Genomic DNA, 14,536 nt, shown 5'->3' with positions numbered 1-14,536 from the left:
GCGACGGGCGGCCGTCCGGGGTGCACACGGCCGGCACCCCGACGGCCGCCGCCCCGCAGCCCGAGCCCCACGCAGCGCCGCCCCGATCCGCCGCTCATCGCCCGGCCGCCGCGCTGCGGGCGCGCAGCAGCACGCCGGCCGTCGCGGTCGCCGCCAGCACCAGCGCCGCGAACACCGTCAGCACGGTCGTCGCGGCGGCGAGGTTCAGCGCCGCTCCCGCCGCCAGCGCGGGCACCGCGAGCCCCGTGTAGGCGACCAGGAACACCACAGCCAGGGTCTCGCCCCGGCGGGCCGGATCCGCGAGGGCGACCGCTGTGCCGATCGATCCCTTGAAGAGCAGCCCCACCCCGAAGCCCGAGACGACGGCCCCGGCGAGGAACACCCCCAGCTGCGGAGCGATCGCTCCGGCCGCGACCGCCGCGAGCCCGACCGCGCAGCCCGCCACCGCGATCGAGAGCTGCAGGCGCACCCCCACCTTCACGAGCAGCAGCTGGCCCAGGGCCGCGGAGGCGAACACGGCGAAGGACGTCGCTCCGGCGAGCAGGTGGTCGCGGACCTGGAACGTCTGCACCAGGAACGTCGGTGCGAGCGAGGTGAAGAGGCCGAGGACGGAGAAGGCCGAGAACGCTCCGAACGCCGCGAGCAGGAACGCCCGGCGCGCGTCCGCCGGCACCGAGAGCCGCTGCGGCCGGTAGGCGGGCGCCGTCTCCGGCACGTCGACCGTCTCGGGTACGAGGAGCAGCGCCAGGCCCGCCACGAGCAGCGCGACCAGGAACACCTGATGCGGCAGGAGGAGCGGATCGGGGAGGAACTCGGCGAAGACCCCTCCGAGCAGCGGACCCAGCGAGAGCCCGCCGAGGTTCACGGCGCCCGAGATCGACGCGGCGACGATCGTGTTCTCGTCCGGCCGGGCGCGGGCGCGCAGCTCGCCGAGGTGGGCGGTCGCGGTGGCGGTGAGCATGCCGATGCTGACGCCGTTGACGAAGCGGGCGACGATCAGCCCCGGCACCTCCGTCGTCAGCGAGAAGAGGACGGCCGAGATCGCCGAGACGAGCACCGCGATCAGCAGCACCCGGCGGCGGCCGAGCCAGTCGCTGACGTGACCGGCGAGGTACAGGCTCACGATCACTCCGACCGCGTAGGCGGCGAAGACGACGGTGATCACGAACGGCGGGAAGCCGTCGAGCTGCTGGTAGAGCGGGTAGAGCGGAGTCGGCACCGTCGAGTACGCCATCACGAGCAGGAAGGTCGCGGCGACGATCCAGAAGCCGACGCCGTGGCGCACCGTCGGCAGCCGGCGGCTCACGAGGTCTCCTGCAGGTGGCGGTGGGCGAAGGTGACGGCCATCGCGCCCTCGCCGACGGCGGAGGCGACGCGCTTGACCGAGCTGCGGCGCACGTCCCCCGCGGCGAAGGAGCCGGGGACGCTGGTCTCGAGGTAGAACGGCGCCCGCTCGAGCGGCCAGTCCGGCGCGGCGTGCTCGCCCGCGAGGTCCGGGCCCGTCACGAGGTAGCCGCCGGAGTCGCGGACGATCGCGGTCTCCGCCGCCCAGGTCGTGTCCGGTTCGCCCCCGATGCAGACGAACAGGTGCGAGGTGGCCAGCGCACCGTGCGCGCCGGTCGCCGAGTTCTCGACCTCGATCGACTCGAGGGCGTCGGCGCCGTGCAGGCGGGTGACGCGCGAGTCGAGGAGGATCGTCACGTTCGGCTGCCGGACGACGCGCTCCGCGAGGTAGGAGGAGAGGCTGTCGGCCAGGTCCGGGCCGCGGACCAGCATGGTCACGTGCCGCGCGTGCGCCGAGAGGTTCATCACGGCCTGCCCGGCCGAGTTGCCGCCTCCGACGACCACGACGTCCTCGCCCTCGCAGAGCGGCGCCTCGCTCGTCCCGGCGCCGTAGTAGAGGCCGACGCCGAGCAGCTCGTCCTCGCGCTCGAGGCCGAGCCGGCGCCACTGGATGCCCGTGGCGCAGATGTTGGTGCGGGCGACGACGGTCGTCCCGTCGGCGAGCAGTGCGTGGATCCGGTCGTCGGCGAAGCGCCCGCGGATCCCCTCGCGCATCCGCAGGAGCTCGGCGCCGAACGAGACGGCCTGCTGCCGCGCGCGCTCGGCCAGGTCGGCTCCCGCGATCCCGTGCGGGAAGCCGAGGTAGTTCTCGATCAGGCTGCTGGATCCGGCCTGCCCGCCGATCGCCGAGCGCTCGAGGACGACGACCTTCAGCCCCTCGGACGCGGCGTAGACGGCGGCGGAGAGCCCGGCCGGGCCCGCGCCGTAGATGGAGAGGTCGTACTCGGCCAGCCGGGGTGCGCCCACCCAGCCCAGCCGGGCCGCGACCTCGGCGAGCGTCGGATCGGAGGCGCGGCTGCCGTCCGGGAACACCACGAGCGGGAGCGACGCGGTGGCGAGGGGGTGTCCGGCGACGGCGAGGCACTGCTCGTCCGTGTCGATCGGCGTCCACGAGAACGAGACGACGCTGCGCGAGAGGAGGTCGCGGATCTCCCACGCGTCGCGGCTCTCGCGCCGCCCGTAGAGGCGGACCTGCGGGACGTCCCCGGGCACGGTCACGAGGCCCGCCGCCGCTCGAGCCCGTCGCGGAACCTCATCAGCTTGAGGCAGAGGTGCAGCGTGCTGCGCGCGAGTCCGTCGTCGAGCGCCTCCCGGACCGCCTCGGGCAGGTTGTCGAGGCGGTAGTAGAGCGTGGTGCGGTGGATGTGCAGGAGCCCGCACGCCTCCCGCACGCTGCCGCGCACGTCGAGGTAGGCCTCGACCGTCCGCCGCTGCACCTCGTCGCCCCGCTCGAGCAGCGTCGCCGCGGCCGGCGAGAGCATGGCGAGCTGCGAGCTGTCCGCCCCGATCGAGGCGAGGAGCACCCACGCCCCCAGCTCGGCGATGTCGGCCCGGCCGCGGCCGTCGGGCAGGGAGCCGACGATGGTCGCGGCGAGGGCGGCCCGCTCGGCGGTCGGCAGGAGGTCGTCGTCGCGGACGTCGAGCCGGGCCGAGCCGATCGCGTCGACGGCCGTGCCGCGGTCGCGGGCCTCCTGGTGGAGGATGGCGTCGGTGGCGGCCTCCGGCGCGTCGACGCTGACGAAGAACAGAGCGCCTTCCTGATCGCCGAGAAAGGTCAGGCCGGAGGCGGGGCTCGCGTCGATCCGCTTCGCCAGCGCCGTCCGCTGGAGCGAGCCGGTCGCGCCGGCGAGGCGCACCGCGCGGACGACGGTCTGGGCGTCCCGCCGGAGCCAGCGCCGCTCCACCGCCTCGGCGAAGGCCGAGCGCCGGATGCTGCCGTCCGCCGCGAGCAGCGCCGCGAGGACGTCCTCGCGGCGGGAGCTGCCGCCCGCCCTCGTCGACGGACCGAGCAGGCGCCGGATCGCGCCGACGGCCGCGTCGATGAGGGAGTACTCGGCCGGAGTGAGCGGCGCGGGCCGCTCCCGGGGGAGGAGGAGAGTCGCAAGCCGGCCCCGCGGATCCTGGACCGGGAACACGCCGTCCCGGGGCCCTCTGCCCGTACGGGCCGCGGCCAGGATCCGGTGCGACGGGTCCTCGATCGTCACCGGTCGGTCGAGAGCCTCGGCGAGCTCGTCGGCGAGGTCCTGCAGAGTCATCGGCGGGGATCCGGGTGAGGGGCCATGCCGTGATCCTCGCGGAGGGAGCCCTCCCGAAGCGTGGCCCTTCCAGGCCCACCTTCCGCGTCGGATCCGCTGCCGGCCGCGAGGAGACGCTCAGCCTCCGCTGCCGGGGCCGTCCCCGGGGAATCCGTCCGCGAGGAGGCGGTCGAGGACGTCCGGCCAGTCGAGCAGGACGCCGATGTGGCCTCGACCGGGCCGGATCGTGAGCTCCGCGGCCGGGTGGAGGCGGCGCCCGACCCGGCGGGGATGCGGCGTCTCGTCGTAGGGTCGACGGGAGGGTCGGTGGGCCCTCGGACGGGAGGGGTCCGCATGTCGATCGACGAGGTGTCCGACGGGATCGAGGCGGCCGCCGCGCTGCCGCACGTGCGCTCCGGCGTCTCCGGCGCGACACCGTACGAGATCGCGCAGCGCTTCGCCGCGGGGGAGCTGACGCGGGAGCAGGCCGTCGACGAGCTCGGCCGCCGGCGCTACCGGCCCGGGTCGCCGAGCGACGGCTTCGACTGGACGACCCTCGACCCGGGGGAGTTCGAGGAGGTCCGCCGGGCCCTGTCCGATGGTCTGCTCGACGCCGCGATGTACGACGAGGTCCTCGACCGGTACAGCGGGCAGAGCTCCTCCGGCGATGGTGGGCCGACCGCATGAGCGTCGGGCCGATGGACGTCGCCTTCACCGCTCCGATCGGCGTCGTCGTCAAGGGCGACCTCTGGTCGTGCGTCGAGGTGCCCGGCTCCGTCGAGCTGTTCGGCACGGGGAGGTCCGTGAGGGTGGTCGCCACCGTCGACGGCGAGCCGGTGACCGCGGGCCTGCTGCCGACCGGCGCCGGCGGCCACATGCTGTCGATCAGCGCGAAGCTGCGGAAGACGATCGGTAAGGACCTCGGCGACGTCGTCACCGTCCACCTGGCCGAGCGCCTGAGCTGAGCTCCGGAATCGGAGGGAGACCCGTGGGCGGAGCGGAGAAGCCGGCCTGGGCGAATCCCGAGCCGGAGGTCCACCGGGCGCTCGCGCGGTGGGCGGCGGAGTGCGCGGAGCGCGCCCTCCCCGCGTTCGAGGAGTGGGATCCGAGCGATTCCTGGCTTCGGCGTGCACTCGACGTCCTCCTCGCCTGGGAGAGGGGCGAGGCGCCGATGACGGAGTGCCGCACAGCGGCCTTCGCGGCGCACGCCGCAGCCCGCGCCGCGACGCAGGCGGGCGAGCCGGCCGCCACCGCTGCCGCGCGGGCGGCCGGTCAGGCCGCGGCCGTCGCGCACATGGCGGATCACTGCTCGCACGCCGCCGTGTACGCCGCGAAGGCGGTCGGACTCCGGGGGAGCGACGCCGACCGGGACGCGGAGCGGCGTCACCAGTGGGAGAGCCTCGACCCCGCGCTGCGCCCCCTCGGCTTCCCGAAGGGGCTGTGACTCCTCCGCACGAGAGCGACTCCACTCGGACCGCGACCGTCTGCCCGCAGGGGCGTCACTTCTCGGGCCGCACCACCAGCCCGACGCCGCCCCCGCGCCGTACGGGCTCGGCGACCGCGGTCATCCGTCCCGAGGGATCGACCTCGATCGCCGCGACCGCGCCGATCTGCGCGGCCGACGTGAAGGTGTCGCCCGAGGGGACCAGCTGCTGGCCGAACGGGGCGAGGTCGTCGGCGTACGCCTCGATGAACTCCGGCTCGGCCGAGGTGGTCGCGCCGTTGCGCTGGGAGGCGCGGGGAGCGGCCACCGCCTCGGGGAGCGTCATGCCGAGGTCGATGCGGTTGACCAGCGTCTGCAGCACGGTCGTGATGATCGTCGATCCGCCCGGCGAGCCGACGACGAACCGCACGTCCCCGCCGTCGAGCACGATCGTGGGCGACATCGACGAGCGCGGGCGCTTGCCCGGCTCGATCCGGTTGGGGTCGCCGTCGACGAAGGTGGGGGAGAAGTCGGTCATCTCGTTGTTGAGGAGGAAGCCGCGGCCCGGGACGGTCATCGCCGAGCCGCCGGTCTGCTCGATCGTGAGCGTGTAGGAGGCGGCGTCGCCCCACTTGTCGACGACGGAGAGGTGGGTCGTGGAGATGTTCTCGGTGTCCGACTCCCGCGTGGCGGCGGCGGTCGAGCATCCGGAGCCGTCGAGAGCACCGGGCGCGACCGGGCGGACGGAGGCGGTCGCCGGGTCGATCGTGCAGTCCCGCGAGTCCGCGAACTCCTGGCTGAGGAGCGTCTCGGTCGGCACGTCGACGAAGGCCGGGTCGCCGACGTAGGCGCCGCGGTCGGCGAAAGCGCGGGCGGACGCCTCGAGGTAGAGGTGCAGGGCGGTGCCGGGGTCCTCGGCCGCGAGGTCGTGGTTCTCGAGGATGTTCAGCGCCTCGCCGACCGCGATCCCGCCGGAGGAGGAGGGGGCCATGCCGTAGACGTCGAGGCCGCGGTAGGAGACGTGGGTGGGCGCCTGCTCCGCGACCGAGTAGGCCGCGAGGTCGGCGGCGGTCATCGTGCCGGCCGGAGCGGGCAGGTCCGCGCCGTCCGCGAGCTTCGGATTCTGCACCGTGTCGGCGATCTCGGCGGCCAGCGCGCCCTCGTAGAACGCATCCGGCCCGTGAACGGCGATGGACGTCAGCGTCTTGGCGAGGTCGAGGTTGCGGAAGGTGCTGCCCACCTTCGGCGCGTCCCCGCCGGGGAGGAACAGCTCCGCGGTGTCGGGGAACGCCTGGAACCGCTCGCGGTTGTCGAGGGTCTGGTTGCGGAACGTCTCGTCCACCCGGAAGCCTTTCGCCGCGAGCGCGATCGACGGCGCGAGCACGACGGAGAGCGGCAGGGTGCCGAAGCGGTCGACCGCGGTGTCCCAGGTCGCCACGGTGCCGGGCACGCCGACCGCGACGCCGGAGGAGACGAGGTCCGGGGTGAACGGGTACGGGGCTCCGGTCGAGGGGTCGAGGAACGCGTCCGAGGTGATGCCGGCCGGCGCGGTCTCGCGCCCGTCGATGGTGCTGACCTCGCCGGACGCCTTGTCGAAGTAGACGAAGTACCCGCCTCCGCCGATTCCGGCGCTGTACGGCTCGCTCACGCCGAGGGCGGCGGCCGTGGCCACAGCGGCGTCCGCCGCGTTGCCGCCGCGCTTCAGCACCTCCATGCCCACGCGGCTCGCGTTCGCGTCGACGCTCGAGACCGCTCCGCCGTAGCCGACCTGCGTCGAGGGCGAGATGAGAGGCCCACCGAGGAAGTCGCGGATCTTCCCGGGAGTGAGCCCGCTGTCCTGGAGATACCCGGAGATCGGCCTGTCCAGTGCGGACGCCGGTGCGGCACCCGCCACTCCCACTGAGACGACCGCGACCAGCGCGATCGCGATCCTGCGGAGCACGGGTGTCGTGGCCATGGCGTTCCTCCATCGGAACTCAGTGGTGCGCGGTCGGCGATGCGGGTCCCCCCAACCTAGGGGCGCAGCGGGGGCGCGGGGTAGGGAATGTGCCGGGCGGCGTCGCCGGCGACGCTCAGCTGCTGCGATGACGCACTCATCGGAACTCAGCGATGCGCGATCCCGCGATTCGCCCCCGCCCAGGGGTTTCACGGAGCGGGCAGAAGGGCGTACGCAGGTGGGCTCGTCAGCGCCGGTCAGTCGCAGCTCGGCGCTGGCGGCGTGTCCGGGATGGAGGGCAATGGATCGGCCTTGGGTATTCCGACCCACAGGACTCCCTCCGAGGGACGCGCGTGCTCGACGAGTGCGCCCAAAGGCTCGGCCATGTCCTGAGCGGCGTCGACCCCGGTCGACGCCGGATCGTCGTTCATAGCATGCGGGGGAAACCGGATCCGTCGGCCGATCAACTGGTCGCCGTCGCTCATCCGCCGGTAGAGGACGCAGACGCTGTTAGCGCTCTCGATCCACAGGCGCACTAGCTCGACGTCCGCGGCGAAGCTCTCGAGAATCTCACCTCTCAAGGAGTCGCGTACGATGTCGGCTTCGGCGGCAGTGTTCATCGGAAATCCTTCCGCGGTGGCAGGCCGATGTTCTCGGCCCGCCACGCGTCTTTGCTACTTCATGGAGATGGTTTCGGGAAGCGGGTGATCGGAGAACCCGACTTCCGCAGTGCCCGCAGCAAGATCTTCCCTGAGTGACTCGATGTCTGAACTCTGCAGCATGCTCGACTGGCTAGACCACTGTTGCGCTGAGAGCCCCTTCTCCGATGGCACAGAGGTCGCCCCATCGGTGGGGAGGTCGGAATCGCCGGTCACGATACTGAATGGGTTAGTGACCCCCGGATTCAGAATGGAGTATGTGACCCAGTTCGGACACTTTATCGCGCCGCCCTGGTCGCAGTACATGGTCTGCAGTCCGAGTACTCCCCCAGCGGGCCATCCGTGGTATTCAGGGGAACTATACGGGTTGTAGATGCCGACGACCTTCCTTTGATCGGTCAAAGTGCACAGAATCTTGTCGCACTTGTACTTGCCAGCGTAAGCGGTCAGTGCATAACGACCATTTCCTTGCTTGACATGATTTTTGGACATCAGGACTCTTCGTTGCGCCTCGATGCTCCAAATGTTGTGCTTGTTCCATGCCTTGTCGACGCCGAAACCGAGGTTTGTCTCCGAATCCCAGAAGCCGCGCCGGAGTTCGATGTCACCGAGCTCCGGGTTTACCGCGGTTGCCAGGACCTCGCTCGTCGGATATCCGCTGGGCGGAGGTGCCGCGCTGGCTGGGGCAGTCCCTGAAAGGCCGATACCGACCCCTAAGAGAGAGGCCAGTAGGGCGCGCATCTTCCATCTCAATCGCTGTCTAGTCACGTAGATCTCCTTCTCTTGAATTGATCGACATCCGCCGATCGATACAATTCGAAGGTAGCCGATAATGTGCCGCGCTAAGAAAGTGGCGCATAAAGGGCGAATGATGGCGTGCTTCCAAGCTATATATGGGCTATTAGCAAGTCACGTAGTCCGCTTTGTCTCCCGCGTGAGTGTCGATGCTGCCGTATGCGCGCTAAGTCGCGGCGATCCTTCACTGGCCGACTGTGGCTAAAGGGCCCTGAATGTGCTTCGGATCGGCGCGCTTCCCTCCTAGTGCGGAGGCCTGAGCCGGTGCAGCTGGCGGCACGGTGAGGCGCAGATCGGCCACCGCCTCGCTCCTTCGTCCTCTCCTCTTGACACCTGCCTGAAGTAAGTGTTCGATCAGTCACATGCCTTCCCCCTCCTCCCGCTCGACCGCCGAGGCGCAGCGCGAGCGGATCACCGCGGCCGCGCTGCACGTCTTCGCGCGCACCGGATACGCCGCGACCCCGATCACCGAGGTCGCCACCGAGGCCGGCGTCTCGCCCGCCTACGTCTTCCGCCTGTTCTCGGGCAAGCTCGGCGTCTTCGTCGCCGCGGTCGACCGCTGCTACGAGCAGGTGGCGTCGACGCTCGCAGCGGCGGGGGAGGCCTCGCCCTCCTCGGACCCGGCCGACCGGCTCGAGGCGATGACCGTCGCCTACATCGACCTGATCGCCGACCGCGACCTGATCCTGCTGCAGTCGCAGGCGCAGAGCGCGTGCGAGGTCCCGGAGATCCGCGAGGCAGTGCGCCGCGGGATCGCCGCGGTCGTCCGGACGGTCACCGTCGTCTCCGGAGCCGACGGCCCGGCCGTGCAGCGCTTCATCGCCTACGGGCAGCTCTGCCACCTGATCGTGCAGACCGACCTCGGCGGCGTCGACTCCGAGTGGGCCCGCATCGTCTCCGACGGCATCCGGCACCGCGACTGAGCCCGCGGCACTCACCTCCTCCTCTTCGCCGCCTTCCGTCTTCATGTTCGCATTTGTGACTGTCCAGTCACTCACCTCACACCCTCAGGAGCTCACCGTGTCCACCACCCTTCCCCGCACCACCACCCGCGTCGTCCTGCCCGGGCTCGTCGAGCCGTCCGGACTGCTCCTCGAGCAGGCACCGGTCGAGCCGCCGACGGCCGGCGAGCTGCTCGTCGCCGTCGAGGCCACCGGCATCTCGTTCGCCGAGCAGTCGATGCGCCGCGGCCGCTACGTCGCCCAGCCGCCGTTCCCCTTCACCCCCGGCTACGATCTCGTCGGCCGTGTCCTCGCGGTCGGTCCCGGCGGCGACGCGTCGCTCGAGGGCCGCCGCGTCGCCGCGCTCACCAAGACCGGCGGCTGGACCGGGCACGCCCGTGTCGCCGCCCGCGACTGCGTGGTCGTCCCCGACGGAGTCGCCTCGGAGGACGCCGAGGCCGTCGTGGTCAACGGAGTGACGGCGTGGCAGATGCTGCACCGCTCGGCCCGGGTCTCCCGCGGCGACACGATCCTCCTGTTCGGCGCGAACGGCGGAGTCGGCGGCCTCGTGCACCGCCTCGCCCGCCTCGAGGGGATCCGCGTGATCGGCGCTGCCTCGCCCCGCCATCACGAGGCCCTCCGTGCTGCCGGAGTGGAGCCCGTCGACTACGCCGATCCCGACCTCGCTGCTCGCGTACGCGAGCTCGCTCCCGGCGGAGTGCAGGCCGTCTTCGACAACGTCGGCGGAGCGACGACCCGGCTGGCGTGGTCGCTGCTCGCGCCCGGCGGCACCCTCGTCGCCTACGCGATCGTCAGCGCGAGCACCGGGAGCATCTGGCCCCCGTTCCTCCGCCAGCTCGCGCGGATCCAGGCGTACCAGCTGGCCCCCAACGGCCGGCGCGCGGTCTTCTACGACCTCTGGGCGGGCCACTCGCTCCGGCCCGCGCGCTTCCGCGCCCGGCTCGAGGAGGACCTCGGCCGCGTGCTCGGACTCCTCGCCGACGGCTCCCTGACGGCCAACATCGCCGCCCGCTTCCCGCTCACGGGGATCGTCGAGGCGATGGAGCTCGCCGAGTCCCGGACGCTCGACGGCAAGGTGATCCTCCTGCCGTGACCCCGGGCCGCCCGGGCGGAGGGTTGTTCCGACGCGGAGGCGGTCGGGCGGCGAGCGGGGGAGAATGGCGCGGTGGACACGGGACTGGTCGAGGTGCTGAAGGCGCTGGGCAATCCCACGCGACTGCAGATCATGGAGTGGCTCCGCTCTCCCGAAGCGTCGTTCAGCGAGTACGAGCCGATCGCCGACCGCGCCGAGTTCGGGGTCTGCGTCACCCATCTCGCCGCGAAGAGCGGTCTGGCGCAGTCGACCATCTCGTCGTACATGGGATCCCTGGAGCGCGCGGGCCTCGTCCGATCCACGCGCGTCGGGAAGTACACGCACTACCGGCGGAGCGATGCCGACGTCGACGGGCTCCTCACGCGACTCGGAGCCTCGATCTAACGACGTATCGCGAATCATCGATATGATCGGCCGCATGACCGATGCTCCCGAGGCCGTCCCCGCTCGTCGCGCTCTGCTCGTCCACGCCCATCCCGAGGCACGGTCGTTCTCCTCCGCGCAGGCGGACGCGGTCCTCGAGCAGCTGAGGGCCGACGGCATGGAGGTCCGCCGGCTCGACCTGTACGCCGAGGGCCGGGACCCGGTTCTGCACCGCGACCAGTTCGCCCCCGGCTCCGGCTACTTCAAGCCGCAGGCGCAGCAGATGACCGCGGTCCTCGAGAAGACGCTCGGGGAGCCCGTCGCGAGCGATCTCGACGAGCTGCTGCAGGCGGATCTCCTCGTGCTCTCGTTCCCGCTGTGGTGGTTCTCGATGCCGGCGATCCTGAAGGGCTGGATCGACCGCGTCTTCGTGATGGGCGCGACGTTCGGAGGCGAGCACGGCGTCTTCGCCGAGGGCGGCCTGCGCGGCAGGAGCGCCATGCTCCTGCTGACGACCGGCGGCGGCGAAGCGGCCTTCGCGCCCGGCGCCGCCGACGGATACGGCGACCTGCAGTCGTTCCTCTTCCACATCCATCGCGGGATGCTCGAGTTCGTCGGCTACGACGTCCTGCCCCCGGTGGTCACCTACGGTCCCGCCCGCCTCGACGCGGCCGGACGCGAGGACGCCCTGCGGCGCGCTCGAGCGGAAGCGTCCGCATCGACGGCCCGGCTTCGAGGCGCCTAGTCAGCCGCCCGCCCGCAGCGCCGCCACGAGCTGCTGCAGGTCGGACGCGTGGTCCCGCTTCCACCGGCGGAACGCGGGAGTCTCCCTCAGGTCCTCGGACGCGGAGACGTACTCCACCACGGCCACCTCGAGGACGGTGGCGAACACGTCCTCGTCCGGCTCCGTCGACGTGCCGGCGACGGCGACCGTCGCGGTGTGACCGATGCCTGCTCCGGAGAGGGTGATCCTCCACAGCTCGATCGGACCGTCGGGCGTCTGGGTGGCGTCACCGGTCCTCGCGTGGACGACTTCGATGACGACTCCGCCCACCGTGCGCTGCATGGCCCGAGCGTACTCACCGGATCCGCGCGCGGCCGAGTGGTCCTTCGCGGGGCGGCGCAACCCTGCGTGTTCGGCCGTCAGCCGAAGAGGAGCGCCGCGCCGATGACGATCGCCGTGAGCCCGAGGATCGCGAGGAGGACAGCGCCGCATTCGATGACCGCGAACCAGGCGGCTCCGCGCCCCCGAGCGTGGCGGGCTGCCTCACGGCCAGCACCCCGACGATCAGGCCGGCGATCGCCGCTCCCACGACGGCGACTCCGAGCATCAGCGCGCCCCAGCGGGCCCAGGTCGCGCCCGCTGCGAGGAACAGGAGAAGCAGGAGGAGCGCGATGCCGACGCCCAGGACGCGCGTCAGCACGAGTGCTGCGGCGGCTCGGCGGTTCTGGGCGGGGCGGACGAGACGCGTCCACTCCTGCTGCAGGGGGATCGCACTGCCCCAGGGGACGCGCGCCGAGACGGTCGACCACGACGAGCCGTCCCACCACCGCTCGAAGCCGGGCCGGTCGGGATCCGGAAGCCACGCGGGACCCGCGGGGCGGACGTCCGTGCGTGCGGGCTCGGCTGCAGTCATGAGCTCACCCTGGCAGAGCGTCGCGCCTGCTGTCACCGTCGATCATCGCGCGGGAGACGGGAGGGATTCCCGCCCTCACTCCCGCGACCGGCTCGCGTGCGCGCGGGCCTTCATCCGGTTGCCGCACGTCGCCATCGAGCACCACTTGGCGGTGCCGGGGCGGCTGCGGTCGAGGAGGAAGAGGTCGCACTCGTCGTTCGCGCAGGCGCGGAGGCGCCCGGGGAACCGGGCGTTCACCGCGGACCAGGCGAGGACCGACTCCACGGCGAGGCGATCGGACTCCGGGGCGTTCAGCTCCCACACGACGCCCTCGCCGGTGACGCGCGGGGTGCGCACGGCGTGCGCGACCAGGCCCGCGAGCTCCGCGACGGCCGCGGGCGCGCCCGAGCGCACGACGGCCTGGAGCGTCCGGCCACGTCCGGAAGAGGGCGCCCGGGCGGGCGTCCTTCGTCGGCCCCGCTCGGCTGATCCTGTTCACAACTCAGGAAGGATGAGGATCCGGCACCCGTTCCGCGCGGATCGCGGGGCCCTGGAGCAGATTCTTCCTGCGTTGTGAACACCGTCTGGACGAGGTCCGGCGTCGCCGATGCTCCGAAGCCCGGCTTCTCCCTCCTCAGGACCCGAACCCGGCTCCCGTCGGCTCCTCGGCGTTCCGGATGACGGTGAGCAGGAGGTCGTTCAGATGCCGGGCGGCGGGGGCGCTCAGGCCGACGTCGCTGAGGTCGTTGGTCGCGAGAGCGACCGCGCGCGCCGCGGTGAGGACGCGCTCCCCGTCAGCGGTCGTGCGGACGGGGGTGCGTCGGCCCTTCCCGCGGACTCCGACACGCTCGATCAGCCCTCGCCGCTCCATGCCGTCGAGGACCTCGGACATCGTCTGCGGGCGGACGAAGACCGCGCGGGCGATCTCGGCCGAGGTCAGCTGCGCTCCGCCGGTGAGGCAGGAGAGGACGCCGAACTGCACCAGGCTCACGTCGTGCTCCGCGAGCCCGGCGGTGATGCGCGCGCCGATGATCCGCGCGACCTTGACCGCGTTCCAGCCGAGGACGGCCTCGAGTCCCTCGTCGTCGTCCACGCCGACATCCCTCCCGGGTGATTCAAAGAAACAGGAACCTGCTTCACGAGGTAGCCTGCAGGGACCTGCTTCTGCAGTCCCCTCCCTGGAGTGTGCACCACACCCCGGACCGCATCGATCCGACAGGACATCCCATGACCGGCACGCAGCTCCCCGACGACCGAGGCCGATGGGGCGCGGAGGACGAGCTCGGCACGCTCACCCTCATCGACGACGCCGCCCGGCGACGTGCCGCGGAGCAGGTGAGGACCGGCCGCTGGGTCTCGCTCGCCCTCCCCGTGGCTCCCGCGTCGATGCTGGGCGGCCCTTTCGCGCCCGCCGCTCCGCCGTCGCCCCCGGTGCAGCAGGCACTCCTCTACACCGGCACCCCTCCGATGGGCATGTCCGAGGTGCTGATCGTGACTCCGCACCACCCGGCGATGACCCACCTGGACGCGTTCGCGCACCTGCCCGTCGACGACGGAGTTGTCTACCCGGGCCGGCCTCTCGCCGAAGCCGTCACCGCCGGCGGAGTGATGCACGGATCCACCAGCTCGTTCGCCGAGGGCATCGTCACGCGCGGAGTCCTCCTCGACCTCGCGCCGCAGGGGAGGCTGCCGGCGGCGCACGCGATCGTCGCCGCCGACCTCGACGCGGCCGAGCGCCGAGGAGGCGTCCCCCTGCAGTCCGGCGACGCGCTCGTGGTCCGCAGCGGGTGGGGCTTCTCCTGGGATTCGGAGGAGCAGGCCCCCGGCATGACCGTCGACGCCGTGACCTGGATGCACGAGCGGGGTGTGGCGCTTTACGCGGGGGACGTCGGCGACAGCTTCCCCCCGCACGATCCCGAGATGCCGATGCCGATGCACAGGGTCGCGCTCGCCCGGCTGGGCATGCCCCTGATCGACAGCGCGGACGTCGAGCGGCTCGCCGTGGTCTGCACCGAGCTGTCCCGCTGGTCGTTCCTGCTGAGCGTGGCCCCACCGCGCCTGCTCGGGCTCACCGGCGTTCCGGTCAATCCGATCGCCGTCTTCTGAGGTGC

General features: G+C 72.0%; 18 protein-coding genes. 8 read left to right on the top strand and 10 right to left on the bottom strand.

Translation table 11 applies throughout. The annotated features are described in order from the left end of the window. Positions 1-94 precede the first annotated feature (94 nt). Genes C5D44_RS13450 through C5D44_RS13440 form a run of 3 tightly spaced genes read right to left on the bottom strand, consistent with a single transcriptional unit; the run spans position 95 to position 3,599 of the window. A complete protein-coding gene (locus C5D44_RS13450) occupies positions 95-1,306 on the bottom strand; it encodes an MFS transporter (protein ID WP_258067986.1) in 1,212 nt (403 codons plus the stop codon). Further along, positions 1,303-2,562 carry an NAD(P)/FAD-dependent oxidoreductase gene (locus C5D44_RS13445; protein ID WP_181118509.1) on the bottom strand — a complete coding sequence of 420 codons (1,260 nt, stop codon included), beginning with the start codon at positions 2,560-2,562 and terminating at the stop codon, positions 1,303-1,305. The genes C5D44_RS13450 and C5D44_RS13445 overlap by 4 nt, the downstream gene beginning before the upstream one ends. Next, complete coding sequence (locus C5D44_RS13440) at positions 2,559-3,599, bottom strand: helix-turn-helix domain-containing protein (protein WP_104281947.1); 1,041 nt, start codon at positions 3,597-3,599, stop codon at positions 2,559-2,561. The genes C5D44_RS13445 and C5D44_RS13440 overlap by 4 nt, the downstream gene beginning before the upstream one ends. A 333-nt stretch (positions 3,600-3,932) precedes the next feature. On the opposite strand from C5D44_RS13440, the gene C5D44_RS13435 reads away from it, so the two are divergent. From C5D44_RS13435 to C5D44_RS13425, 3 genes are read left to right on the top strand one after another with little or no spacing between them, the layout of a single operon-like run. Beyond that, positions 3,933-4,265, top strand: a complete 333-nt coding sequence (locus C5D44_RS13435) for a hypothetical protein (RefSeq protein ID WP_104281946.1) — start codon at positions 3,933-3,935, stop codon at positions 4,263-4,265. Continuing rightward, entirely contained in the window at positions 4,262-4,543 is a 282-nt protein-coding gene (locus C5D44_RS13430) for a DUF1905 domain-containing protein (RefSeq protein ID WP_104281945.1), read from the top strand. The genes C5D44_RS13435 and C5D44_RS13430 overlap by 4 nt, the downstream gene beginning before the upstream one ends. A 23-nt stretch (positions 4,544-4,566) precedes the next feature. Further along, complete coding sequence (locus C5D44_RS13425; RefSeq protein WP_104281944.1) at positions 4,567-5,022, top strand: putative immunity protein; 456 nt, start codon at positions 4,567-4,569, stop codon at positions 5,020-5,022. Positions 5,023-5,077: 55 nt separating this feature from the next. Here C5D44_RS13425 and ggt read toward each other — a convergent pair whose 3' ends face one another. The 3 genes from ggt to C5D44_RS17780 all read right to left on the bottom strand — a co-directional run bounded on the left by ggt (position 5,078) and on the right by C5D44_RS17780 (position 8,364). Further along, the gene (ggt, locus tag C5D44_RS13420) at positions 5,078-6,958 is read right to left on the bottom strand and encodes a gamma-glutamyltransferase (RefSeq protein WP_104281943.1); all 1,881 of its coding nucleotides are present in this window, start codon (positions 6,956-6,958) and stop codon (positions 5,078-5,080) included. 236 nt (positions 6,959-7,194) lie between these two features. Continuing rightward, positions 7,195-7,557, bottom strand: a complete 363-nt coding sequence (locus tag C5D44_RS13415; RefSeq protein WP_104281942.1) for a hypothetical protein — start codon at positions 7,555-7,557, stop codon at positions 7,195-7,197. A gap of 54 nt (positions 7,558-7,611) precedes the next feature. After that, positions 7,612-8,364, bottom strand: coding sequence for a hypothetical protein (locus tag C5D44_RS17780; RefSeq protein WP_146088057.1), 753 nt, complete (start codon positions 8,362-8,364; stop codon positions 7,612-7,614). A gap of 389 nt (positions 8,365-8,753) precedes the next feature. Between C5D44_RS17780 and C5D44_RS13410 the strand changes: the two genes are divergently transcribed. The 4 genes from C5D44_RS13410 (at position 8,754) to C5D44_RS13395 (ending at position 11,554) form a co-directional block, all read left to right on the top strand. Next, complete coding sequence (locus tag C5D44_RS13410; protein ID WP_104281941.1) at positions 8,754-9,314, top strand: TetR/AcrR family transcriptional regulator; 561 nt, start codon at positions 8,754-8,756, stop codon at positions 9,312-9,314. 97 nt (positions 9,315-9,411) lie between these two features. Further along, entirely contained in the window at positions 9,412-10,446 is a 1,035-nt protein-coding gene (locus tag C5D44_RS13405) for a medium chain dehydrogenase/reductase family protein (protein ID WP_219815348.1), read from the top strand. A gap of 72 nt (positions 10,447-10,518) precedes the next feature. After that, entirely contained in the window at positions 10,519-10,830 is a 312-nt protein-coding gene (locus C5D44_RS13400) for a helix-turn-helix transcriptional regulator (protein ID WP_219812865.1), read from the top strand. A 34-nt stretch (positions 10,831-10,864) separates the two neighbouring features. Next, positions 10,865-11,554 carry an NAD(P)H-dependent oxidoreductase gene (locus C5D44_RS13395; protein ID WP_104281963.1) on the top strand — a complete coding sequence of 230 codons (690 nt, stop codon included), beginning with the start codon at positions 10,865-10,867 and terminating at the stop codon, positions 11,552-11,554. Here the strand turns inward: C5D44_RS13395 and C5D44_RS13390 are convergent, their stop codons facing one another. From C5D44_RS13390 to C5D44_RS13375, 4 genes are all read right to left on the bottom strand, one after another. Further along, positions 11,555-11,875, bottom strand: a complete 321-nt coding sequence (locus C5D44_RS13390; RefSeq protein ID WP_104281939.1) for a hypothetical protein — start codon at positions 11,873-11,875, stop codon at positions 11,555-11,557. A 13-nt stretch (positions 11,876-11,888) separates the two neighbouring features. Continuing rightward, positions 11,889-12,446 (bottom strand): DUF2510 domain-containing protein, encoded by a 558-nt coding sequence (locus C5D44_RS18725; RefSeq protein WP_104281938.1) that lies wholly within the window; start codon positions 12,444-12,446, stop codon positions 11,889-11,891. A gap of 75 nt (positions 12,447-12,521) precedes the next feature. Then, a complete protein-coding gene (locus tag C5D44_RS13380) occupies positions 12,522-12,839 on the bottom strand; it encodes a CGNR zinc finger domain-containing protein (protein ID WP_104281937.1) in 318 nt (105 codons plus the stop codon). Positions 12,840-13,059: 220 nt separating this feature from the next. Beyond that, on the bottom strand, positions 13,060-13,518 hold the full coding sequence (locus C5D44_RS13375) for a MarR family winged helix-turn-helix transcriptional regulator (protein ID WP_104281936.1): 459 nt from the start codon (positions 13,516-13,518) through the stop codon (positions 13,060-13,062). Between the two features lie 134 nt (positions 13,519-13,652). Here C5D44_RS13375 and C5D44_RS13370 point away from each other — a divergent pair, with 134 nt between their 5' ends. Further along, the gene (locus C5D44_RS13370; protein ID WP_104275781.1) at positions 13,653-14,531 is read left to right on the top strand and encodes a cyclase family protein; all 879 of its coding nucleotides are present in this window, start codon (positions 13,653-13,655) and stop codon (positions 14,529-14,531) included. Positions 14,532-14,536: the final 5 nt, after the last annotated feature.

Source organism: Rathayibacter sp. AY1B5 (assembly GCF_002932795.1).
Taxonomy (GTDB): Bacteria; Actinomycetota; Actinomycetes; order Actinomycetales; family Microbacteriaceae; genus Rathayibacter.
This window is presented reverse-complemented; position numbering and strand designations above follow the sequence as displayed.